Below are 22,479 nucleotides of genomic sequence, written 5' to 3'. Positions count from 1 at the left end.
TCGTATGCCTCGCCTGTCGGCGGCGGCTGCGGGGCTTTTTCATTTTTGGGGCATTGCTTGAAACGGCGTATCCAGATCGGCGTCCTCTATTCGCGATCCGGCAGCTACCAGCTCGTCTCGGACGCGTGCCGTACGGGCGCGATGCGGGCGATCGCCGACATCAATGCCGACCGAAGCTGCGGGATCGAGCTGGTGCCGGTCGAACGCGATCCGCAAAGCAATGCCGACCGCTACGCCTCACTTTGCGAGGATATCTTCCGGACCAGCAGCGCCCGCCACGTGATCGGCTGCATTACCTCCTGGAGCCGCAAGGAGACGATCCCTGTGCTGGAGAAGGCGGGCGGCATGCTCTGGTATGCCTGCCCCTATGAGGGGTTCGAGGCCAACGAGCATGTCGTCTACATGCATGCCTGCCCGAACCAGCATCTGGTTCCGCTGATGGCTCATGTAGCGCCGCGTTTCGGCGCCAACGGCTTCCTGCTCGGCTCGAACTATATCTGGGGCTGGGAGATGAACCGCGTCGCGCGCGACCTGATCGCCGACGCTGCGGGCAAGGTGCTCGGCGAGCGCTACCTGCGCATCGGTGAAACCGACGTTTCGCGCCTGATCGATGAAATCCGCGCCACGCGGCCGAATTTCATCCTCAACAACCTCATCGGCACCTCGTCCTATGCCTTCCTGGCGGCATATCGCGACTTGGGACGCGAGAATGCGGCCTTCAAGGCCGACGCCTGCCCGGTCATATCCTGCAATCTCACCGAGGGCGAGTTGCCGGCGATCGGCGAAACGGGCAGGGGCCATTTGTCGGCCGGACCCTATTTCGCGCCGCGCCCGGCTGCCTTCGCCTCGTCCTTCGAGGCGTCCGCCTATGCATCGGTGCAAGTGATGGCGGACGTGCTCTCCGGCGATCCCGACGCCGGCCCGGCGGCGTTCTCAAAAGCCTTCGCCGGGCGCCGCTTCACGACGCGCCTGGGGTCTATCGCAATCGATCCGCACACGCAGCATGCAACCCTGCCGGTGATCATCGGGCGCATCGCCGATGGATTTTTCGAGGTCGTCAGCCGCGAGGAAGAAGTGGCGCCCGATCCCTATCTGTCGCGTTACGACCCGGCGAAGACCTTCGGCCGTCCGCGGCTCAGGGTGGTGTCGTGAGCCGGTCCGCACGCATCCCCAATCTCGGCGGCGCGCGGGCTTTCGTGCTGCATCGCCCGCACGCGACGGTGCAGGCGATCACCAGGCAGCTGTCGGCGATCGGCCTTGAGGCGGTCGAATGCTGGCCGCAATTGCCGGCAGAGGCGCTTGCCGCGGATTTCGTCTTCTTCGACGCCGATCTCGGCTTCGACGAGCAGTTCCCGTGGCAGCCGGGCGAGGCGCCGATGCCCCTGGTGGCGCTGATCGGTTCGGAAGCGCCGGGCCGCATCGAATGGGCGCTGTCGCAAAAAGCCGACGCGCAATTGTTGAAACCGGTCGGCAATGCCGGCGTGTACAGCGCGCTGCTGATCGCCCGGCAAAGCTTCGAGGCGGGGAAACGGCTGGCCGACGAGATCGCGTCGCTGCGCCAGCGCGTCGGCGAGCGCCAGACCATCGTGCGCGCAGTCGCGGCGCTGTCGAAAGGCAGCGACGACGATCGCGCCTATGCGCAGTTGCGGTCGCTGGCGATGAGCTGGCAGATCAGCGTCGAGGAAGCGGCCCGGCGGATCGTGGCGATGACGGAAAATGAGGATGGCGGTGACCAATCCCATCGCGCCTGATCTCCCGGCGCCGGGCCAAATGCCGGTCAAGCCGCGCGCCGGCGTCTGGCGCCGGCTGCTCAAGCGGCCGCTGGCGCTGCTCGGACTCTTCATCGTCGCCATCGTGCTTGCCGGCGCCATCCTGGGGCCGTGGCTGACCGGCTACGATCCCAACGAGCAGATGTTCGACGGACTGACGCTGGAGGGTTCGCCCTTGCCGCCGAACGCCAAGTTCTGGCTGGGTACCGACCTGCTCGGCCGCGACCTGTTGACCCGCATCCTGTTCGGCGCCCGCACCTCGCTGATCATCGGCATCGTCGCCAACGGCGTGGCGCTTCTGATCGGCACGCTGGTCGGCGTCACGGCCGGTTATTTCCGCGGCTGGATCGGCAGCGCGCTGATGCGCTTCACCGACCTGATGATGGCCTTCCCGGCACTGCTTCTCGCCATCTGCCTGGCGGCGGTGTTCGAGCCGAGCCTTTGGATCGTTGCCATGGTGATCGCGCTGGTCAACTGGGTGCAGACCGCCCGCGTCATCTACACCGAAACCTCGTCGCTGTCCGAGCGCGAGTTCATCGATGCCGAGCGCACGATAGGGGCGAGCGCGCCGCGCATCCTGTTGCGCCATATCCTGCCGCATCTGCTGCCGAGCATCATCGTCTGGGGCACGCTCGGCATCTCGACCACGGTGCTGCTCGAAGCCACGCTCAGCTATCTCGGCATCGGCGTGCAGCCGCCGACGGCCTCCTGGGGCAACATCATCTTCGAGAACCAGACCTATTTCCAGGCGGCGCCCTGGCTGGTGTTCTTCCCCGGCGCCGCGATCCTGGCGCTTGCGCTTGCCTTCAATCTGATCGGCGACGCGCTGCGCGACATCCTCGACCCGACGCAGAGGGGGCGGGCATGATCGCCTATCTCGGCCGACGTCTCATCCAGTCGCTGCTCATCCTGCTCGGCGTCTCGCTGATCACCTTCGCGCTGCTCTATCTGCTGCCGGCGGACCCAGTGCGCCAGATCGCCGGCCGCAGCGCGACGCCCGACACGGTTGAAAACATCCGCAGGCAGCTCGGCCTCGACCAGCCCTTCATCGTCCAGTACTGGCACTATCTCACAAGGCTGCTCAGCGGCGATCTCGGCCGCTCCTACATCCAGCGCTCGGAAGTCACCGAGCTCATCGTCTCGCGGCTGCCGGCGAGCCTGCTTCTGATGGTCGGCGCCATCCTGTGCGAGCTCGCGATCGGCCTTACCATGGGCCTGATCGCCGCCGTCAAGCGCGGCACCTCCACCGATCAGACCTTGATGGTCGCCTCCTTTGTCGGCGTCTCGGCGCCGCAATTCGTCGTTGGCCTGCTCCTGCTCTATGTCTTCGCCGTCCGGCTCGGCTGGTTCCCGATCGGCGGCTACGGCAGTTGGCGGCATCTTGTGCTGCCCTCGCTGACTATGGGCATACTCGGCGCCGGCTGGTATGCGCGCATGATGCGCTCGTCGATGATCGACGTTCTGCGCCAGGACTATATGCGCACCGCCCGCGCCAAGGGCCTGGCGCGCGGCGCCATCCTGTTCCGCCATGCGCTGCCCAACGCCATCCTGCCGGTGGTCGCCATGATCGGCATCGACATCGGCGTCTTCATGGGCGGCATCGTGGTGGTCGAAAGCGTCTTCGGCTGGCCCGGGATCGGCCAGCTCGCCTGGCAGGCCATCCAGCGCGTCGACATCCCGATCATCATGGGCGTCACCCTGGTCTCGGCCTTCGCCATCGTGCTCGGCAACCTGCTGGCCGACATCATCGCGCCCTTCATCGACCCCCGAATTAAACTCAGATGAACAAGGCAACAACCAGAGAAAGGGAACAGTGACATGAGACGATTTCTGGCATCCACCGTGGCGGCCTCGGCGCTTGCGCTGATGCTCGGCATGGCAAGCGCGATGGCCGACGATGCGATCGACCCTAACGCCAAGCAGGGCGGCGCCATCACCATCACCTATAAGGACGATGTCGCGACGCTCGATCCGGCGATCGGCTACGACTGGCAGAACTGGTCGATGATCAAGAGCTTGTTCGATGGGCTCATGGACTATGAGCCCGGCACCACCAAGCTGAAGCCCGACCTTGCCGAAAGCTACGAGATCTCGCCGGACGGCAAGACCTTCACCTTCAAGCTGCGCCACGGCGTGAAGTTCCACAATGGCCGGGAGATGACGGCCAACGACGTCAAATACTCGCTCGACCGCGTCACCAATCCGAAGACGCAGAGCCCGGGCGCCGGCTTCTTCGGCTCGATCAAAGGCTATGACGAGGTCGCCGCCGGCAAAGCGAACAGCCTCTCCGGCGTCACCGCGGTCGATCCCTATACGATCAAATTCGAGCTGACCCGCCCGGACGCCACCTTCCTGCATGTCATGGCGATCAATTTCTCGCATGTGGTGCCGAAGGAAGAGGTCGAGAAATACGGCGCCGACTTTGGCAAGCATCCGGTCGGCACCGGCGCCTTCAAGCTCGCCGAATGGACGCTCGGCCAGCGCATCGTCTTCGAGCGCAATCCCGACTACTGGCATAAGGGCCTGCCGCATCTCGACAAGATCACCTTCGAGATCGGCCAGGAGCCGATCGTGGCGCTGCTGCGCCTGCAGAAGGGCGAGATCGACGTGCCCGGCGACGGCATTCCGCCGGCCAAATTCCAGGAGGTGATGAACGATCCGGAGCAGAAGGCCCGCGTCGTGGTGGGCGGGCAATTGCACACCGGCTACATCACCATGAACACCACCATGCCGCCCTTCGACAATGTGAAGGTGCGCCAGGCGGTCAACATGGCGATCAACAAGGACCGCATCGTTCAGATGATCAACAACCGCGCGGTGCCGGCCAACCAGCCGCTGCCGCCTTCGATGCCCGGTTACGACAAGGCATTCAAGGGCTATCCCTATGACGTCGCCAAGGCCAAGGCCCTGCTTGCCGAGGCCGGCCACCCCGATGGCTTCGAAACGCAGTTGTTCGCCATGAACACCGACCCCAATCCGCGTATCGCGCAGGCGATCCAGCAGGATCTGGCTGCCATCGGCATCAAGGCCAGCATCCAGTCGCTCGCCCAGGCCAACGTGATTGCCGCCGGCGGCGACAAGTCCGGCGCGCCGATGATCTGGTCGGGCGGCATGGCCTGGATCGCCGATTTCCCGGATCCGTCCAACTTCTACGGACCGATCCTCGGCTGCGCCGGCGCGGTGCCGGGCGGCTGGAATTGGGCGTGGTACTGCAACAAGGATCTCGACGCCAAGGCGGCCGAGGCCGATTCGGTCGTCGATCCGGCAAAGTCCGCGGATCGCGAGAAGATGTGGAGCGCGATCTACGACAAGATCATGGAGGACGCACCCTGGGCGCCGGTCTTCAACGAGCAGCGCTTCACGCTGAAGTCGGCCCGCATGGGCGGCGCCGACAATCTCTATGTCGACCCGGTCCATATCCCGATCAACTACGACAATGTGTATGTGAAAGATGTGCAGTAACTGCGACTACACCATCCACGGGCGCCATCACCACTTCGGCTGGGACAATTCCTTTGCCCCGGCCGAGCGCGTGGCACCTGGCTCGACGATCGAGTTCCAGTGCCTGGATTCCTCCGGCGGGCAGCTCAAGGCCGACAGCACCGTCGGCGATATCGCCAATCTCGATTTCGGCATGATCAACCCGGTGACCGGGCCGATCTTCGTCGAGGGCGCCGAGCCCGGCGACGCGCTGAAGGTGACGATCGAAATGTTCAAGCCGTCCGGCTTCGGCTGGACGGCGAACATTCCGGGCTTCGGTCTGCTTGCCGACGACTTCAAGGAGCCGGCACTCAACATCTGGAAATACGAAGCCGGCTCGCTCGAGCCGGCGCTGTTCGGCAGACACGGCCGCGTGCCGCTGAAGCCGTTTGCCGGCACGATCGGCAACGCGCCGGGCGAGATGGGCCACCATTCGGTGGTGCCGCCGCGGCGCGTCGGCGGCAACCTCGACATAAGGGACCTTGCCGCCGGCACCATTCTCTATCTGCCGGTGGAAGTGGCAGGCGCGCTGTTTTCCGTCGGCGACACGCATGCCGCGCAGGGCGACGGCGAAGTGTGCGGCACTGCGATCGAGAGTCCGATGGACGTCGTGCTCAAGCTCGACCTGGTGAAGGACGCGCGGCTGAAGACGCCGCGCTTCACCACGCCGGGCCCGGTGACGCGGCATCTCGACGCCAAAGGTTATGAGGTGACGACCGGGATCGGGCCCGACCTGATGACCGGCGCCAAGCAGGCGGTCAGTCAGATGGTCGACCTGCTTGCCGGCCGATACAAGCTCGACCCGGTCGACGCCTATATGCTGGTCTCGGTCTGCGGCGATCTCAGGATCAGCGAGATCGTCGACATGCCGAACTGGGTGGTGTCGTTCTACTTCCCGCGCTGCGTGTTTGAATGAGAGGTCGGCGCCCCACCCCCGCCCCGCTGCTTCGCAGCGACCCTCCCCACAAGAGGGAGGGTAAAACGCCAGCGCCCTACCTCCCCCTCGTCGGGAGGTCGGACCAAAGGTCCGGGTGGGGACCGGCGCTCCGACTTGCTCGGGGAAAGCAATGACGCAAAGCGTTCGCGAAGTTCCATCAGCGCTGGCCGGCGAGGCGGTGCTTGAAATCGCCGGCCTCAGCGTCAGCGTGCGCGGCGAGGATGGCGAGCGCGAGGTGGTATCCGGCCTGTCGCTGTCTCTCAAACGCGGCGAGACGCTGTGCATCGCCGGCGAGTCCGGCTCCGGCAAGTCGATGACCGCGCTGGCAATCATGCAATTGCTGCCGCAGCCGGCCGGCCGCATCGCCGCCGGCGCGATCCGGCTTCGCGACAAGGATGGCAGCGCCGTCGAGCTGACGGTGCTCGACGAGCGGCGCATGCGCGACATTCGCGGCGACCGCATCGCCATGATCTTCCAGGAGCCGATGACCTCGCTCAACCCGGTGCTGTCGATCGGCCGGCAGCTCACCGAATCGATCGAGGCGCATACCGGTGTATCCCACACGGAGGCTAAGCTGCGTGCGGTTGCGGCGCTGAAGGCGGTGCGCATCTCCGAGGCCGAAAGCCGGCTGAAACAGTTTCCGCACGAGCTGTCCGGCGGCATGCGCCAGCGGGTGATGATCGCGATGGCGCTGGCGCTCGAACCCGACGTGCTGATCGCCGACGAGCCGACGACGGCGCTCGACGTGACCGTACAGGGCGAGGTGCTGGAACTGCTGCGCGACCTGCAGCGCCAGCACGGCACCAGCGTGATCCTGATCACCCACGACATGGGCGTCGTGGCCGAAATGGCCGATCGGGTGATCGTCATGCGCAACGGCCGCATGGTCGAGGAGGGGACGGCATCGGCTATTTTTGCGAGGCCGCAAGCCGCGTATACGCGCGAGCTTCTTGCCGCCGTTCCGCGCATCGGCTCCGGCGCGCGCCGCCGGGCTTCCGGCGAGTCCGACGCGGCGGCAATGCAAGACAAGGTGGCGGTCGTGAAAGACCTGCATGTCCGCTTCGACCTGCGCGGCGGCTTCTTCGGCCGCGTCAACCGAAGGGTGCATGCCGTCGAAGGCATTAGCTTCTCGATCGCGCCGAACGAGACGCTGGCGCTGGTCGGCGAATCCGGCTGCGGCAAGTCGACCACCGCTAAGGCGCTGGCCGGCCTCGTTCCTTATAGCGGCGGCGTGACGATCGGCGGACGCGAATTGTCCGGCCTCGGGCGCGACGAGCGCAAGGCGGTGCGACGCGACGTGCAGATGGTCTTTCAGGATCCTTATGCCTCGCTCGATCCGCGCATGCGCGTCGGCGAGCTGGTGGCGGAGCCGCTGCTGATCCATGGCGTCGGCTCGAAGGAAGAACGGCGCCAACGCGTGGCAGCGCTGTTCGAGCGGGTCGGTCTCTCGTCTGAGCAGATGCAGCTTTATCCGCATGAATTCTCGGGCGGCCAGCGCCAACGCATCTGCATCGCCCGGGCGCTCGCGCTGAGGCCGAAGCTGATCATCGCCGACGAGAGCGTTTCGGCGCTCGACGTTTCGGTGCAAGCGCGCGTGCTCGATCTCTTGAAGGAGCTGCAGCGCGAATTCGGCGTCGCCTATCTGTTCATCTCGCACGACATGGCGGTGGTCGAAAACGTCTCGGATCGTGTCGCCGTCATGTATCTCGGCCAGATCGTCGAGATCGGCAGTCGCGACCAGGTGTTCTCCAATCCGCGCCATCCCTATACGCGGCGGCTGATCGAGGCCGTGCCTGTTCCCGATCCGTCATTGCGCCGGCCACGCTTTGCCCGTCTCGACCGCGAAATTCCAAGCGCGACGCGGCGGATCGGCGAGAGCGTGCCGAAACTGGTGCTCAAGGATTTCGGCGGCGGACATTTCGCCGCCGTCGGAGATTGATCAGGATCACGGCCTGCCGCATTCAGCCTGGCATTCGATTGGCTTTCGGGAGCGGCGATCTGTCCGTTTCGGGATGTGCGCGAATGATGGTAGAGCCTGAAGCCGCCACTCACCCGTTTCGGATTCTCAATGTCGGTCCTCACACGCCGCAAACTCCTGCAGGGCGCCGCGGCGGCCGGCGCGGCCGGCATCGGCCTCTCGACCGCCGGCAAGTTCGCCGGTTGGGCGGCGGCGAAACCCGAACCGCTGATCTTGAAGACTGCAGGCATTGCAGCGCAGTTGATGGCCGGCGCGCCAACGAAGAATGTCCTGACCTATGGCGAGGCCGGCCCGCCGCCGGTCATCAGGATGAAGAAAGGCAAGCCATTCGCTGCGCGGCTCGTCAACGGCATCGACGACCCGACGACCATCCATTGGCATGGCATCCGCGTTCCCAACAAGATGGACGGCGTGCCGTTCATGATCCAGCCCTATGTGTATCAGGGCGATCATTTCGACTACGCCTTCGCGCCGCCAGACGCCGGCACCTTCTGGTATCACCCGCATTGCAACACGCTGGAACAGATGGGCCATGGGCTGACCGGCGTCATCGTGGTGGAAAACCCGAACGATCCTGCCTTCGATGCCGAAGTGGCGCTCAATCTGCGCGACTGGCGCCTCGGCGATGACGGCCAGTTCATCGCGCAGTTCCGGCCGCGCGATGCGGCGCGTAGCGGCACCTATGGCACGGTGCGCACGGCTAACTGGCTCGACCAGCCGCAATATGACGCGCCGGCCGGCGGGCTGGTGCGGCTGCGGGCCGCCATCACCGATGTCACGCGCATCTATGGCTTCCGCGTCGACGGCGCCGAGGCCGCCGTCATCGCGCTCGACGGCAATCCGGTGCCGCAGCGCTTTGCGCCCGACGCCCTGCAGCTCGGGCCCGGACAACGGCTGGAGCTTGCCATCCGCATGCCCGACGACGAAGGCGCGATCGTCAGCCTGCGGGATGTCAGGGGCACGAAGCCAAAGGTTCTGGCGACACTGCGTGCGGTCGGACAATCGCTCAAGCGCGATCTTCGCGATCTCGGCCCGCTCGAGCCCAATCCGGTGGCGGAGGTGGACGTCGCCGCCGCGAGGCGCATTCCGCTGGCGCTGAGCGCCACGGCCGAAAATGTCGCGGCCGACAGCATCTGTGGGTCGCTCGGCTATAGTTTCTGGGCCATCAACAAGGTACCGTGGCCGGGCGACACGCCGGACCCGACCGCGCCGCTGGCCGAGCTGAAACTCGGCCAAAGCTACATCATCGACATGGAAAACCTGACGCCGCACGCGCACCCGATCCACCTGCACGGCATGAGCTTCAAGGTGCTGTCGTCCTCGACGCGCGCGGTCCAGCCGCTTATCTCCGACACCTATCTGCCCGACGAGAAGGTGCAGCTGGGCTTTGTCGCCGACAACCCCGGCGACTGGCTGCTCCACTGTCACATCATCGAGCACCAGAAGACGGGCATGACGAGCTATTTGCGGGTGACGTGAGCGCATGGAGCGATAGGCGCCCTCGCCTTTGCCCGGAATTCGCGGACCTCGACGGGTTGACGCCCTTGCCCGCTTGCCTAGGTAGGCAAGAGGCGCTGGGGCGGCACGCAACTCCGACCGACGGCATGACATCTTTGCGCATTCGAAAACTTGCCCTTGTTGCGGCAGGCATCTCCATCCTGTCGTCCTGCGTCATCCCCGACGATACGTCGCGGGTCGCGAAAGAGGATGCCACCACGGCCGCCGCCCGCCGGGAAATGGTCGGCCTCAGCGAGGCCGATGTCCGCATGTGCGCCGGCTTTCCGACCGCGACCGCCGATGTGGGACCTTCCGGCCAGATCTGGACCTATCAGCGCAGCGTGCAGCGCGGCAACCTCAACATCGCGGTGCCGACCATGGCCCTGGGCGCTATCCCCGCGGTTGGAGGGTCCGTCAACGTCGCGCCCGGCGGCTATTGCAACACGCAGATTCGCATGCTCGGCGGCCGTGTCGCGGAAGTGACCTATGCCGGCGACAACAATTTGCCCAACAGCATCGATGCGCTCTGCGTCAGCACGGTGGACGCCTGCGTGGCCTATGCGCGACAGCGCAATCGCAAAGCGACGGCGGTCTCCAGATGATCGGGCAATACCGGCCACGCGGAGCGTCCAATTCGCACTTGTCCTGGAAGTGCCTTAGCGTCCGCCGGGATGAATGGCGCCGTGCTCTTTTTCGGAGGCGCCGGGTGAAACTTGCCGGCCCATGTCTCTGCGGGTTTCGGGCGGCGAGGCGTCCATCAGGTTCCTGACCTTGGCGTTGTTGTGCGCATGGATGATGGCACGGCCGAGATGGAGCAGGATTCCCACCACTGACATTGATACTTCCTCCGTTGGGATGGCGGATACGTCGGCGGCGGGACGCCCAACCCAATGCGCCCCGTCTGTTTCGTGGGAATGACGCGGAAGATGGCTTCTCGTTGCCAATTCGTGACCTGGAAACAGAGCAGGCCGGCGTCCAGGACGCAGGATGCAAGTGGAAACATGATCTGACGCTCATATGTGCGGCGGGAAAGAAAAGTGATGCTGGTCGCCGCAAATCGTCCTGAATCCGAAGGTCTTTCGGCCGCCCAATTCGAGACGATGGAGAGGTCGATGAAATTGTCCGTCCTTACTCTTGCCGGCACTATGCTGGCGCTGGCGCCCGCGGTTCAGGCGGCGCCGATGATCGGTATCCCGGCTGGAGAGGGCCTCGTGCAGCAGGCGCATGTGACATGCGCGTACCTGACCGAAGACGGCTATTGCGTGCGCCCGCACAAGAAGCACAAGCATTGGAAGCGCGAGCGGCACTACCGGCCGATCTATCGCACCTACGAGCCGCAGCCGTCGGACGAGTATTACTGGCGCTACGAGCGCCAGCGGCCGATTGTCCGCGTCATCCCCAGCTATCCGCGGCAGGATGAAGACAATTGGGACGATTGGGACGACTGAGCGACTGGCGGGCCCAGAGCCCGCCCCTGCTTTTCGGCTGGTGGAGCTGAGGGGGATCGAACCCCTGACCTCATCATTGCGAACGATGCGCTCTCCCAGCTGAGCTACAGCCCCGTTCCAGCGGATCGGCTTGTATCGGTCGCGGCGGTTTGATGTCAAGGCGAAACGGCTGCCCGGCGTCGAGTGCCGAAACGGCCGGGCCTTGCCCGTTCCGCGCGCAATGGCTACATGTCGGCGACAATTTGGAGACCGGCATGATCGCCCTTATTCAAACCATCGTCATGGCGCTTGATATCTACTGGTGGATCATCATCGCCTCGGCGATCTTTTCCTGGCTCTATGCCTTCAACGTCGTCAACTCGCGCAACCAGTTCGTCGGCACCGTCGGCAATATGCTTTACCGTCTGACCGAGCCGGCGCTGCGGCCGATCCGCCGCTACATGCCCGATCTTGGCGGCATCGACATCTCGCCGATCATTCTTCTTTTGATCATCTTCTTCATCCGCCAGTTTTTGATCACCACCGTCTGGTCCTGGGTCGCTTAAGGCTGTTCCATGGCCTCGCCGTTCCGTCCGCGCGACGACGGCATCGACCTTTTCGTGCGGCTGACGCCGAAGGCGGCGGTGGATCGGATCGAAGGCATTGAGATGGCCGCCGACGGGCGCAGCCATCTCAAGGCGCGTGTGCGCGCGGTGCCGGAGAACGGCGCCGCCAATACGGCCCTGGAGCGGATGGTGGCGAAGGCGCTTGGCGTGCCGGGATCGGCGGTTTCGGTAGTGGCTGGGGGCACGTCCCGGCTGAAGACGCTGCGGATAGGGGGTGATGCGGCCGAACTGGCGAAGAGCGTCGAGGCGCTTTCCGGGTAATCCAAACTTGAGAGGTAGGCGGGCCGGCGCCCGCCTTTGTCCTGCCGGACATTTCCTCCGCTTGGGTTCCCACTCGTGGCGATCGGCAGTTCAGCGCCGGCGCTTCAATCTCCCAGCGGCAGCTTCGGATCGTCGACCTTCAGCGTGTTCACGCTCTGCTTGATGCGGCGCAGGTTCTCCAGCACCTTCGGCCCGCGCGACTCCGCCACAGTGGTGGCGATCATGTCGAGAATGGCAAGCAGCGCGTAGCGCGACGAGGTCGGCTTGTAGATATTGCCGTCCTCGAAAGACTGCAGCTGGATGACCGTGTCGGCGACCTTGGCCAAAGCCGAATCGGGCGCGGTGATGGCGACGGTGGCTGCGCCATATTGCTGCGCGACCTCGACCGCCTCGATGACCGAGCGGGCATAGCCCGAGACCGAGAAGGCGACCAGCGTCGTCTCCGGTGTCGCGACCGCCGCATACATGCGCTGTAACTGGCCGTCGACCTGGGCGAGCGCCGAGAGGCCCAGCCGGAACAGCCGATTTTGCATCTCCGTCGCCATCATCGAGGAGATGCCGCCGGAGCCGATGCACAGCACATTGCCGGAACCGGCGATGCGGGCGCCGACAGCCATCAGCGTCGTCATGTCGAGATTTTCGCTGGCGCGCTGGATGGCGGCGACCGCTGCCTCGGTAATGGCGGAAGCGATGCGCTGCTCGCGCGCGTCGCGGCTGAGCGGTTCCGGCGACAGGTACTGACCGCCGATGGCGATCGCCTGCGCCAAATAGAATTTGAAATCGCGCAGGCCCTCGCAGCCGAGATTGCGGCAGAAGCGGGTGACGGTCGGCTCGCTGACGCCGACACGCGCGGCAATCTCCGAAATCGCCGCCTTGGAGGCGAAATCGAGATCGGAAAGCACCAAGCCGGCCAGCCGGCGGTCCGATTTGGTGCCGTCCTGCGACATCAGTTGCAAGCGGGTGATGATGTCGGCCGGGGTCTTCATCCTTTCATCTCACAGCGGCAGGCCCGTCGCCTTGTCGAAGAGATGGATGTTGCGCGGGTCGACGCTCACCGGCAGCCGGTCACCCGGCTTCACCTGCAGCCGGTCGCGGAACACGGCGCGTACCGTGTCGTCGCCGATCGAGCCATAGACATGGGTCTCCGAGCCGGTCGGCTCGACCACGTCGACGTCGATGGCGATGGCATCGTCACGCGCGCCGATGATGAAATGCTCGGGGCGGATGCCCGCCTCGACCGTGTCGCCGCCGGACGCTGTCTTGCCGGCAAGCGCCAGCCGGCCGCCGCCTTTGGTCTCGAACCAGGACTTGGCGTCGGCGGTCTTCAGCGCGCCGGAAACAAAACTCATCGACGGCGAGCCGATGAAGCCGGCGACGAACTTGTTGGCCGGCCGGTCGTAGAGTTCGAGCGGCTGTCCGACCTGTTGGATGCGGCCACGATCCATCACGACGATGCGGTCGGCCATGGTCATGGCCTCGATCTGGTCGTGGGTGACGTAGACGATGGTCGATTTCAGCCGCTGGTGCAGCGCCTTGATCTCGGTGCGCATCTGCACGCGCAACTGCGCGTCGAGATTGGAGAGCGGCTCATCGAACAGAAAGACGGAGGGCTCACGCACGATGGCGCGGCCCATGGCGACGCGCTGACGCTGGCCGCCCGACAACTGCCTGGGATAGCGGTCGAGATAGGAGAAGAGGTTGAGCACGCCGGACGCTTTCTTCACCTTGTCGTCGATCGCGGCACGCGTCTCGCCGCGGATCTTCGGGCCGAAGCCGATATTGTCGGCGGCCCTCAGATGCGGGAACAGGGCATAGGACTGGAAGACCATGGCGATGTTGCGCTTCTGCGGCGGCAGGTCGTTGGCACGGGTGCCGCCGATCACGAGATCACCGGAGGAGATCGTCTCCAGCCCGGCCAGCATGCGCAGGAGCGTGGACTTGCCGCAGCCGGACGGACCAACCAGCACGACGAACTCGCCGCTTTTGATCTCGAGGTTGATGTCCTCGAGAATTTTATGCTGGCCGAAGGATTTCGACAGGTTGCGAAACTGGACATCGGTCATGGTCACGCTCCCAAAATGTCGTCGATGAAAGGCAGGTAGCCGGCTGTCAGTCCGGCGTCCACCGGCACCACGGCGCCCGTTATGCCGGATGCGCGGTCGGAGGCAAGGAAAGCCACGGCCTCGGCCACTTCCGACGCATTCACGATGCGGCCGAGCGGATAGAGCCGCTTCAGCCGGCCGAGGATCTCGGTATCCTTAGCCAGGCGATGATCCCAGGCGGCAGTGCGGATCGAGCCAGGGCAGACGACGTTGGCGCGCACGCCGCTGCGGCCAAGCTCGACGGCGATCGACTTGGCGTAAGCGTTGATGCCGGCCTTGGCGGCGGCATAGGCCGGATTGCCGAAATGCGCGATGGCGTTGACCGAGGAGATGAAGACGACGCTGCCCGAGCCGCGCGCGGCCATCGCCTTGACCAGCGGATCGGCGAAACTCATCACGCCGGCGAGGTTGAGGTCGAGCTCCTGTTCTATTCTGTCCGGCGTCAACGCTTTCAGCGTCTCGGCGCGCGTCCAGCCGGCATTGTTGACAAGGATATCCGGCACGCCGTCCTTGTCGAGCAGGCTTGAGATCGCCGCTTCGATCGAGGTGCGGTCGAGCAGGTTGAAAACGTGGCACGAGGCGATGTACGGGCTGGTCAGCGCCTCGGCCGACTGGTCGCAGCCGACGATGCGGCCGCCGCGCTCGGCCATCAGCGCCACGATCGCCGAGCCAAGACCGCCACCGGCGCCGGTGACGACAATTGTCTTGCCCTCGAAATCGCCCTGCGACACCACGATCAGTGCTCCTCGCCACTTCCGACAGGGAGAGAACGCTACTCAACGAAATGTAATTAAGCAACATGATAAACTGCTTGCTTCCCCGAAAACCATCGATAATGTAGGAAAGTAACATAAATCCTGTGCCCACCGGGCCAGGCGCGAATGCGCATCATGGGAGGAGATCAGATGAGCCTTGCGAAATGGACTATCGGCCTGTTGGCCGGAATGAGCATGCTGGCGCTTGCCGCGCCGGCCGATGCGGGCGAGGTGCGCGTCACCGTCGCCGAATACAGCGCCAAGACCGGCCCCTATTTCGAAGAGGTGAAGAAGGAGTTCGAGGCGGCCAATCCCGGCATCACCATCAAATATGAAGTGGTGCCGTGGGACGTGCTCCTGCAGAAGCTGACCACCGACATCACTGCCGGCACCAATGCCGATCTGTCGATCATCGGCACGCGCTGGCTGATCGACTTCGTGCAGCAAGACGTCGCCGAGCCGCTCGACAGCTACATCAAGCCCGAGTTCAAGGACCGCTTCATAGACACCTTCCTGCAGCCCTCGATCATGAACGGCCATACCTATGGCCTGCCGATCGCCGCCTCAGCGCGTGCCATGTATTACAACAAGGAGCTGTTCGAGAAGGCCGGCATCGCCAAGCCGCCGGCAACCTGGACCGAGTTGCAGGAGGACGCGCGCAAGATCAAGGCGGTCGGCGCCTTCGGCTACGGCCTGCAAGGCAAGGAGATCGAGACGGACGTCTATTACTACTACGCGATGTGGTCATTCGGCACCGAGATCCTCAACAAGGACGGCACGTCGGGCTTGAGCACGCCGGGCGCGCTTGAAGCGGCCAAGCTTTACAAGTCGATGATCGACGAGGGCCTGACCGAGCCTGGCGTGACCTCCAACAACCGCGAGGACGTGCAGAACCTGTTCAAGCAGGGCAAGGTCGGCATGATGATCACCGCGCCATTCCTCTCCAACCAGATCAAGGAAGAGGCACCGAGCCTGAAATACGGCGTCGCCGCCATTCCGGCCGGGCCGACCGGCGCGCGCGGCACCTATGGCGTCACCGATTCTATCATCATGTTCAAGAACTCCAAGAACAAGGACGAGGCCTGGAAGCTGCTCGACTTCCTGTTCACCAAGGAGCAGCGCGCCAAGTTCACGCAAGGCGAAGGCTTCCTGCCAGTGAACAAGGAAGAGGCGAAGATGGAGTATTACGTCAACAACGCCGACCTCGCCGCCTTCACCGCGCTGTTGCCCGACGCTCGCTTCGCGCCGGTCATCCCGGGCTGGGAAGAAATCGCCCAGATCACTTCCGACGCCATGCAGAAGATCTATCTCGGCAGTGCCGAGCCGGAGGCCGCCTTGAAGGAGGCGGCAGACAAGGCCAACGGCGTGCTGAAGAAATAGGGCGTATCTCCCTGCGCCCGTGGCGCGCCCCACCCGTCGGGGCGCGCCACATCTGTCCGGTGTGGCAATCCCAGGAGAACGGGCGCGGTTTTCTGTCGGATTGCGGAAGAACGACCGGGCAATCGGTTCAGACAAGGACAATCATCGATGTCGGCGCAAACGCCGGCGAGGAATGCAAATCCTGATGCAATTGCCCAGGAAGAACGACAGCCAAGCCGGCAGGCCAGCGAAATTCGAATGCGGGGACGTGCCTTGAGCACCAATGCCACTGCCATCTACCCGCAACGCGGTGCAGGCCAGCCGATGCAAAGCCGTATCGTGCCCTATCTGCTGACGCTTCCCAGCCTTTTGCTGGCGGCGGTGGTGATCTTCTGGCCCGTCTGGGATCTCGTGCAGATCTCGACGCATGACGTGAATCGCTTTGGCCAGCTGCGCGACTTCAGCGGACTGGCCAATTTCCGGGCGCTTGCTGCCGATCCCGATTTTGTCGCCGCCCTGTGGCGCACCGGCCTATGGACCGTGCTGGTGGTCGGCGGGGCGCTGCTCTTGTCGATCCCGGTGGCGATCATCCTCAATACCGACTTCTACGGCCGTGGGCTGGCCCGCGTCATCATCATGCTGCCCTGGGCGGTGTCGCTCACCATGACGGCGGTGGTATGGCGCTGGGCGCTCAACGGCGAAAGCGGCATGCTGAACTCGGGGCTGATGAAGCTCGGCCTGATCAGCCAGAACATCCAGTGGCTGGCGAGCGCCGAGACCGCCTTCCCGATGCAGGTGCTGATCGGCATTCTGGTGACGGTGCCGTTCACCACCACGATCTTCCTCGGCGGCCTGTCGTCGATCCCCGACGATCTCTACGAAGCCGCGGCGCTGGAGGGCGCGACCCCCTTACAGCAGTTCCGCGAGATCACCTTTCCGCTCCTAAAACCGTTCATCAACATCGCGATCGTGCTCAACACGATCTACGTCTTCAACTCCTTCCCGATCATCTGGGTGATGACTCAAGGGGGACCGGCGAACTCCACCGACATATTGGTCACTCATCTCTACAAGCTCGCCTTCCGCATCGGCAAGCTGGGCGAGGCTTCGGCGGTGTCGCTGGTGATGTTCGTCATCCTGCTCATCTTCACCATGATCTATGTGCGGCTCGCCATGCGGGAGCAACGCACATGAGAAACGGCAAGCTGAAACGCTCGATCATCGCCTGGCTGCTGCTTGCGCCATTGATCGTGGTGACGATCTTCCCCTTCGCGGTGATGTTCCTCACCGCGGTCAAGCCGCGGACCGAAGTGCTGACGCCAACATGGTGGCCGAGCGAATTCCGCTGGTCGAATTTCGCCGACATGTGGGTGGCGACCGGCTTCGGCCAGGCGCTTCTCAACTCGCTCTATGTCTCGGCGCTGGCGACGATCGGCGCCATCCTGATCTCGGTGCCGGCGGCATATGCCATGTCGCGCTTCCGCTTTGCCGGTTATGGCGCCTTCCGCCAGTTCCTGCTGATCTCGCAGATGATCTCGCCGATCGTGCTGGTGCTTGGCCTGTTTAGGCTGATGGCCGCCTGGGGGCTGGTCGAGAGCACGACGGCACTCGGCTTCATCTACATGGCCTTCAACGTCGCCTTCACCGTCTGGATGCTGCAGAGCTATTTCGACACCATTCCGCGCGACCTCGAGGAGGCCGCCTGGATGGAAGGCGCCGGCCGCTGGCTGACGCTGCGCAAAGTGTTCCTGCCGCTTTGTCTGCCGGCAATCGCTGTGACGGCGATCTTCACCTTCATCAACGCCTGGAACGAGTTCGTCGTGGCGCTCACCATGCTGCGCAGCCAGGAAAGCTACACGCTGCCGATCCAGGTTTTCTCGCTGGTCGCCGGCCGCTACACGATCGAATGGCACCATGTCATGGCGGCCACGCTGCTGGCCACGCTGCCGGTGGCGATCCTCTTCATCTGGCTGCAGCGCTACCTGGTGCGCGGGCTGGCATTAGGAGCGGTGAAATAGCAATCCCGGCAATTCCAGGAAAACTGTGCAGCGGTTTTCCGTCCGGAATTGCCAAAAACAAATAGTCCACGGAGTTTTGATGCGCATCTTCACCGCCTCCCTGGCGACGGAAACCAACACCTTCTCGCCGGTGCCGACCGACCGGGCCTCGTTCGAGATGGCCTTCTATGCCGGCCCGGGAAAACATCCGGAGACGCCGACGCTGTGCTCCTCGCCGATCGTGGCGCTGCGCCGGCGTGCGGCCAGCGAAGGCCTGACCGTCATAGAAGGCACCGCCACCTGGGCGGAGCCCGGCGGGCTGGTGCAGCGGCAGACTTTTGAGGCGCTGCGCGACGAGATCCTCGACCAGCTCAATGCCGCCCTGCCGGTCGATGCGGTGATCCTCGGCCTGCACGGCGCGATGGTGGCGCAGGGTTATGACGACTGCGAGGGCGACCTGCTGGAGCGTGTGCGCGCAATCGTCGGGCCGAAGGTGGTGATCGCCTCGGAATTCGATCCGCACAGCCATCTGACGCCCAAGCGCGTCGCGGCCTCCGACATCATGGCCTATTTCCTCGAATTCCCGCACACCGATTTCTACGAGCGCGGCGAGCATGTGGTCGAGCTCGGCCTTGCCGCGGCGCGGGGCGAAATCAAGCCGGTGATCTCGACCTTCGACTGCCGCATGATCCAGGTGCTGCCGACCAGCCGCGAGCCGATGCGCTCTTTCGTCAACAAGATCAAAGCGCTGCACGGCAAGGACGGCGTGCTGTCGGTCTCGGTCATCCACGGCTTCATGGCCGCCGACGTGCCGGAGATGGGAACGCGCATCCTGGTCGTCACCGACAACGACAAGGAAAAAGGCGACCAACTCGCCGAGACGCTGGGACGCGAGCTCTATGCGCTGCGCGAAAAGACGGCGATGACGATGCTCTCCGCCTCCGCCGGCATCGAGCGGGCGCTTGCCGTGCGTGCGGCACAGAAGGACAAGCCGGTGGTGATCGCCGATATCTGGGACAATCCGGGCGGAGGCGTGCCGGGCGACGGCACCATCGTGCTTTCCGAATTGCTGGCGCGCGGGATCGACAGTGTCGGCGTCGCCACGATCTGGGATCCGATCGCGGTGACCTTCTGCCAGGCGGCCGGCGATGGCGCCGTCATCGACCTGCGCTTCGGCGGCAAGGCCGGGCCGCAGGCGGGCGAGCCGATCGACGCGCGCGTCACGGTGCTCAAGGCCGTCAGCGAGGGCTGGCAAAGCTTCGGGCCGAGCCGGGTGACGCTCGGGCCGGCTGCGGTGGTTCGCATCGAGGGCACCGAGGTCGACGTCATCCTCAACACCAACCGCACGCAGACCTTCGAGCCGGACATCTTTTCCAATATCGGCGTCGATCCGATGTCGAAGGACATCCTGCTGATCAAGTCGACCAACCATTTCTACGCCGGCTTCGCGCCGATCGCCGCCGAGATCATCTATGTCGCGGCGCCGAGTTCTTATCCCAGCAATCCGGCGGTGACGGATTACAGGAAGCTGACGAGGCCGATTTGGCCGAGGGTGAAGGATCCGTGGCGCCGATGATCTCCCCCCTTGAGGGGGGAGATGGCCGCTAAGCGGCCAGAGGGGGTTGCCGCGCGTGAAGCGCCGACCTTTTTTGAAGGCGTCGCTGCGGTCGGGTGACCCCCTCTGTCGCCTTTGGCGACATCTCCCCCTGAAGGGGGAGATTTGCTAGCGCTACACCAACCCTCTTTTCACCATCATCGCCTCGGGCGAAGGCATTTTCCCACGGAAGGCAGTGTAAAGCTCTTCCGGGTCCTTGGAGCCGCCGGCGGCGTAGATGTTCTTCCTCAGCCGCTCGGCAAGGTCCGGGTTGAAGGGATCGCCTGTTTCCTCGAAGGCGGAAAAGGCGTCGGCGTCCAGCACCTCCGACCACATGTAGGAATAGTAGCCGGCTGAATACCCCTCGCCGGCGAAGATATGCCCGAAATGCGGGGTGCGGTGACGCATGGCGATGGTGTCGGGCATATGCAGCTTTTCCAGCGTTTCGGCCTCGAACGGAAGTGGCTCGGCCGGCGCGTCCGGCCTTGCGTGATAAGCCATGTCGATCAGCGCCGAGGCGGTGAACTCGACCGTGGCGAAGCCGGCGCCGAAGGTGCGGGCGGCAAGCATCTTGTCCAGCAGGTCCTTCGGCATCGGCTTGCCGGTCTTGACGTGCAGCGCATGCTTTTCCAGCACCGCCGGCACCGTCAGCCAATGCTCATAGAGCTGCGAGGGCAGTTCGACGAAGTCGCGGCTCACCGAGGTGCCGGAGACTGACGGCCAGGTGACGTCGGTCAGCATGCCGTGCAGCGCATGGCCGAATTCGTGAAACAGCGTCTTTGCTTCGTCGACGGAGAGAAGGGCCTGCTCGCCGGCCGGCGGCTTGGCGAAGTTCATGATGTTGTAGATGACGGGCTTCGCGCCTTTACCAAGCTGGTAGCCGGATTTCAGCGCGCTCATCCAGGCGCCGGAGCGTTTCGAGGGCCGCGCGAAATAGTCGGCGAGGAACAGTCCGCGCTCGCTGCCGTCCGCGTTCTTGACCACGAAGACGCGCGCGTCGGGATGCCAGGCGACAATGCCCTTCTTCTCCTCGAAGCTGATGCCGAACAGCTTGGTCGCGACGTCGAAGCAGGCGTCGATGACGCGTTCGAGCTGCAGATAGGGCTTCAGCTCGGCCTCGTCGAAGGCGAATTTCTCGGCGCGCAGCTTCTCCTGGTAGAAGCGCCAGTCCCATGCCGCGAATTTTTCGTTGCTGCCGGCTTCGGTGGCCAGCCGCTCCAGCTGCTTCTGATCGGCGGCCGCCTTTTCCAGCGCCTTTTCCCAGACCGGATCGAGCAGGTTGTGCACCGCCTTCGGCGTCTTCGCCATCGTGTCGTCGAGCTTAAGCGCCGCGAAAGACTCATAGCCGAGCAGCCTCGCCTTCTCGGCGCGCAGCTTCAGCATGTCGCGCACCACATCGGTATTGTCGCTTGCGCCGCCATTCTGGCCGCGCATGATGAAGGCGCGGAAGGCGATCTCGCGCAGGTCGCGGCGCTCAGAAAAGGTCGAGAACGGCTCGTAGATCGAGCGCGACAGCGTCACCGCATAGCGACCCTTCTGGCCACGCATCTCGGCCGCCTCGGCCATCGAGCTCTTCAAGAAATCCGGCAGGCCGACGAGGTCAGCCTCATCGAGGAACAGCGCCCAGTCACGTTCGTCGGCCAGCACATTCTGGCCGAATTTGGTGCCGTGCGAGGAGAGTTCCTCGTTGATTGCCGCCAGCCGCTTCTTGCCGTCCGCATCGAGCTTCGCACCGGAGCGGACGAAGCCTTTCCAGGTCTTTTCCAGCACACGCAACGTCTCGGGATCGAGGCTCAGCCTGTCGCGGCGCTGGTAGAGGTCGTCGATGCGGGCAAACAGCTTCTCGTTCATCGAGATCGCGGAGAAGTGCCGCGACATCTTGGGCGAAATCTCGCGCTCCAGCTGCTGGATGGTGTCGTTGGTGTGGGCGCCGGCCCGACACCAGAAGATCGACGAGACATGGTCGAGCGGCTCGCCGGCGAGCTCAAGTGCAGCCAGCGTGTTTTCGATCGTTGCCGCTTCGCTGTTGCCGGCGATCGCGTCGATCTCAGCCTGGTGCGCTGCCAGCGCCGCGTCGAAGACCGGCCCGAAATCATTGTCGCCGATGCGGGTGAAATCGGGCAGGCCGAGCGGGCCTTGCCAAAGCGTCAGCGGATGGGCGGCGAGGTCGACGGTCTTTGACATGGGCAAATCCATAGGCGCTTTTGGTGGGGCTGAATGCAGGCGGGTTATCCCGATGTAGGGCGGTGCTCGGCACCGCGCAACAACAGGATCAGTAGGCGCTGCAGTCCTGCGCGACCGCCGTCTGGGTGCTGGCGGTGATGCGGCCGCCGACGACGGTGAAGGTCTCGCGCATCAGCGTGTCGTTCTCGGGGAAATCGTAGCAGGCGAGCACCGTGGTCTCGCCCTTTTCGCTCTTCTCGATGCGATGGCGGATGGCGGCGCCGGCAACCGCGCCTTGCCATTCGTCGATCGACGCGAGGAATTCCTGCTTGTCCTGGACGACGCCGACATCGTCGAGCTTCATGTGCACCTCTTCAGAAAGCAATTCGGACAGTTCGGTGCGGTCGGCGACCAGGAGTGCCGAATACCAACGATCGATGACGGCGCTGTCATCGGCGCTGGCGCTGATCGTCGCGGACAGCAGCAGCGCTGCCGCAAGGAGAAACCTACACCAGATCCGCTCCATCAGCCCTC

22 protein-coding genes and 1 tRNA gene are annotated in these 22,479 nt (G+C 64.3%); 16 read left to right on the top strand and 7 right to left on the bottom strand.

Features of this window, described 5'->3' with window-relative positions; translation table 11 throughout:
• The first annotated feature begins 57 nt into the window (after positions 1–57).
• From CK224_RS18155 to CK224_RS18115, 9 genes are all read left to right on the top strand, one after another.
• Positions 58–1,152, top strand: coding sequence for a transporter substrate-binding protein (locus tag CK224_RS18155; RefSeq protein ID WP_095782658.1), 1,095 nt, complete (start codon positions 58–60; stop codon positions 1,150–1,152).
• Positions 1,149–1,751, top strand: a complete 603-nt coding sequence (locus CK224_RS18150; RefSeq protein WP_066998217.1) for an ANTAR domain-containing protein — start codon at positions 1,149–1,151, stop codon at positions 1,749–1,751. Before CK224_RS18155 ends, CK224_RS18150 begins: the two co-directional genes overlap by 4 nt.
• A 19-nt stretch (positions 1,752–1,770) precedes the next feature.
• Entirely contained in the window at positions 1,771–2,637 is an 867-nt protein-coding gene (locus CK224_RS18145) for an ABC transporter permease (protein ID WP_210199662.1), read from the top strand.
• Positions 2,634–3,554: an ABC transporter permease gene (locus tag CK224_RS18140; protein WP_066998214.1), complete on the top strand. Its 921-nt coding sequence runs from the start codon at positions 2,634–2,636 to the stop codon at positions 3,552–3,554. Before CK224_RS18145 ends, CK224_RS18140 begins: the two co-directional genes overlap by 4 nt.
• Before the next feature lie 33 nt (positions 3,555–3,587).
• On the top strand, positions 3,588–5,231 hold the full coding sequence (locus tag CK224_RS18135) for an ABC transporter substrate-binding protein (protein ID WP_095782657.1): 1,644 nt from the start codon (positions 3,588–3,590) through the stop codon (positions 5,229–5,231).
• Positions 5,221–6,165, top strand: a complete 945-nt coding sequence (locus CK224_RS18130) for an acetamidase/formamidase family protein (RefSeq protein WP_095782656.1) — start codon at positions 5,221–5,223, stop codon at positions 6,163–6,165. The genes CK224_RS18135 and CK224_RS18130 overlap by 11 nt, the downstream gene beginning before the upstream one ends.
• 151 nt (positions 6,166–6,316) lie before the next feature.
• Positions 6,317–8,125 carry an ABC transporter ATP-binding protein gene (locus CK224_RS18125; RefSeq protein ID WP_095782655.1) on the top strand — a complete coding sequence of 603 codons (1,809 nt, stop codon included), beginning with the start codon at positions 6,317–6,319 and terminating at the stop codon, positions 8,123–8,125.
• A gap of 129 nt (positions 8,126–8,254) precedes the next feature.
• Positions 8,255–9,643 carry a multicopper oxidase family protein gene (locus tag CK224_RS18120; RefSeq protein WP_095782654.1) on the top strand — a complete coding sequence of 463 codons (1,389 nt, stop codon included), beginning with the start codon at positions 8,255–8,257 and terminating at the stop codon, positions 9,641–9,643.
• Positions 9,644–9,768: 125 nt separating this feature from the next.
• Entirely contained in the window at positions 9,769–10,263 is a 495-nt protein-coding gene (locus CK224_RS18115) for a hypothetical protein (RefSeq protein WP_067001403.1), read from the top strand.
• Positions 10,264–10,317: 54 nt separating this feature from the next.
• Here the strand turns inward: CK224_RS18115 and CK224_RS18110 are convergent, their stop codons facing one another.
• Positions 10,318–10,497 carry a hypothetical protein gene (locus tag CK224_RS18110; protein ID WP_067001405.1) on the bottom strand — a complete coding sequence of 60 codons (180 nt, stop codon included), beginning with the start codon at positions 10,495–10,497 and terminating at the stop codon, positions 10,318–10,320.
• A 276-nt stretch (positions 10,498–10,773) separates the two neighbouring features.
• Here CK224_RS18110 and CK224_RS18105 point away from each other — a divergent pair, with 276 nt between their 5' ends.
• A complete protein-coding gene (locus tag CK224_RS18105; RefSeq protein WP_128372275.1) occupies positions 10,774–11,109 on the top strand; it encodes a hypothetical protein in 336 nt (111 codons plus the stop codon).
• A 38-nt stretch (positions 11,110–11,147) separates the two neighbouring features.
• On the opposite strand, the gene CK224_RS18100 is transcribed toward CK224_RS18105, so the two are convergent.
• Positions 11,148–11,223 (bottom strand) — tRNA-Ala (locus CK224_RS18100).
• A gap of 140 nt (positions 11,224–11,363) precedes the next feature.
• On the opposite strand from CK224_RS18100, the gene CK224_RS18095 reads away from it, so the two are divergent.
• Together CK224_RS18095 and CK224_RS18090 are read left to right on the top strand one after the other, a co-directional pair.
• A complete protein-coding gene (locus CK224_RS18095; protein ID WP_095782652.1) occupies positions 11,364–11,654 on the top strand; it encodes a YggT family protein in 291 nt (96 codons plus the stop codon).
• Positions 11,655–11,663: 9 nt separating this feature from the next.
• Positions 11,664–11,975: a DUF167 family protein gene (locus tag CK224_RS18090; RefSeq protein WP_067001410.1), complete on the top strand. Its 312-nt coding sequence runs from the start codon at positions 11,664–11,666 to the stop codon at positions 11,973–11,975.
• Positions 11,976–12,079: 104 nt separating this feature from the next.
• On the opposite strand, the gene CK224_RS18085 is transcribed toward CK224_RS18090, so the two are convergent.
• Genes CK224_RS18085 through CK224_RS18075 form a run of 3 tightly spaced genes read right to left on the bottom strand, consistent with a single transcriptional unit; the run spans position 12,080 to position 14,811 of the window.
• Positions 12,080–12,961: a MurR/RpiR family transcriptional regulator gene (locus CK224_RS18085; protein WP_067001412.1), complete on the bottom strand. Its 882-nt coding sequence runs from the start codon at positions 12,959–12,961 to the stop codon at positions 12,080–12,082.
• Between the two features lie 9 nt (positions 12,962–12,970).
• A complete protein-coding gene (gene ugpC / locus CK224_RS18080) occupies positions 12,971–14,038 on the bottom strand; it encodes a sn-glycerol-3-phosphate ABC transporter ATP-binding protein UgpC (RefSeq protein WP_095782651.1) in 1,068 nt (355 codons plus the stop codon).
• A gap of 2 nt (positions 14,039–14,040) precedes the next feature.
• On the bottom strand, positions 14,041–14,811 hold the full coding sequence (locus tag CK224_RS18075; RefSeq protein WP_095782650.1) for an SDR family oxidoreductase: 771 nt from the start codon (positions 14,809–14,811) through the stop codon (positions 14,041–14,043).
• A gap of 171 nt (positions 14,812–14,982) precedes the next feature.
• Between CK224_RS18075 and CK224_RS18070 the strand changes: the two genes are divergently transcribed.
• The 4 genes from CK224_RS18070 to CK224_RS18055 all read left to right on the top strand — a co-directional run bounded on the left by CK224_RS18070 (position 14,983) and on the right by CK224_RS18055 (position 19,764).
• A complete protein-coding gene (locus CK224_RS18070; protein ID WP_095782649.1) occupies positions 14,983–16,212 on the top strand; it encodes a sugar ABC transporter substrate-binding protein in 1,230 nt (409 codons plus the stop codon).
• Between the two features lie 303 nt (positions 16,213–16,515).
• Positions 16,516–17,385 carry a sugar ABC transporter permease gene (locus tag CK224_RS18065; RefSeq protein WP_067323139.1) on the top strand — a complete coding sequence of 290 codons (870 nt, stop codon included), beginning with the start codon at positions 16,516–16,518 and terminating at the stop codon, positions 17,383–17,385.
• Positions 17,382–18,209, top strand: a complete 828-nt coding sequence (locus CK224_RS18060) for a carbohydrate ABC transporter permease (protein ID WP_067001418.1) — start codon at positions 17,382–17,384, stop codon at positions 18,207–18,209. The genes CK224_RS18065 and CK224_RS18060 overlap by 4 nt, the downstream gene beginning before the upstream one ends.
• A 79-nt stretch (positions 18,210–18,288) precedes the next feature.
• Positions 18,289–19,764 carry a M81 family metallopeptidase gene (locus CK224_RS18055; RefSeq protein ID WP_095782648.1) on the top strand — a complete coding sequence of 492 codons (1,476 nt, stop codon included), beginning with the start codon at positions 18,289–18,291 and terminating at the stop codon, positions 19,762–19,764.
• A 153-nt stretch (positions 19,765–19,917) separates the two neighbouring features.
• Here the strand turns inward: CK224_RS18055 and CK224_RS18050 are convergent, their stop codons facing one another.
• Entirely contained in the window at positions 19,918–21,972 is a 2,055-nt protein-coding gene (locus tag CK224_RS18050) for a M3 family metallopeptidase (RefSeq protein WP_095782804.1), read from the bottom strand.
• Positions 21,973–22,054: 82 nt separating this feature from the next.
• Positions 22,055–22,471: a hypothetical protein gene (locus CK224_RS18045; RefSeq protein WP_067323116.1), complete on the bottom strand. Its 417-nt coding sequence runs from the start codon at positions 22,469–22,471 to the stop codon at positions 22,055–22,057.
• Positions 22,472–22,479 lie beyond the last annotated feature (8 nt).

This window comes from Mesorhizobium sp. WSM3862 (genome assembly GCF_002294985.1).
GTDB lineage: Bacteria > Pseudomonadota > Alphaproteobacteria > Rhizobiales > Rhizobiaceae > Mesorhizobium.
Note: the sequence above shows the minus strand (reverse complement) of the source record. Positions and strands in the feature narration are given on the sequence as shown.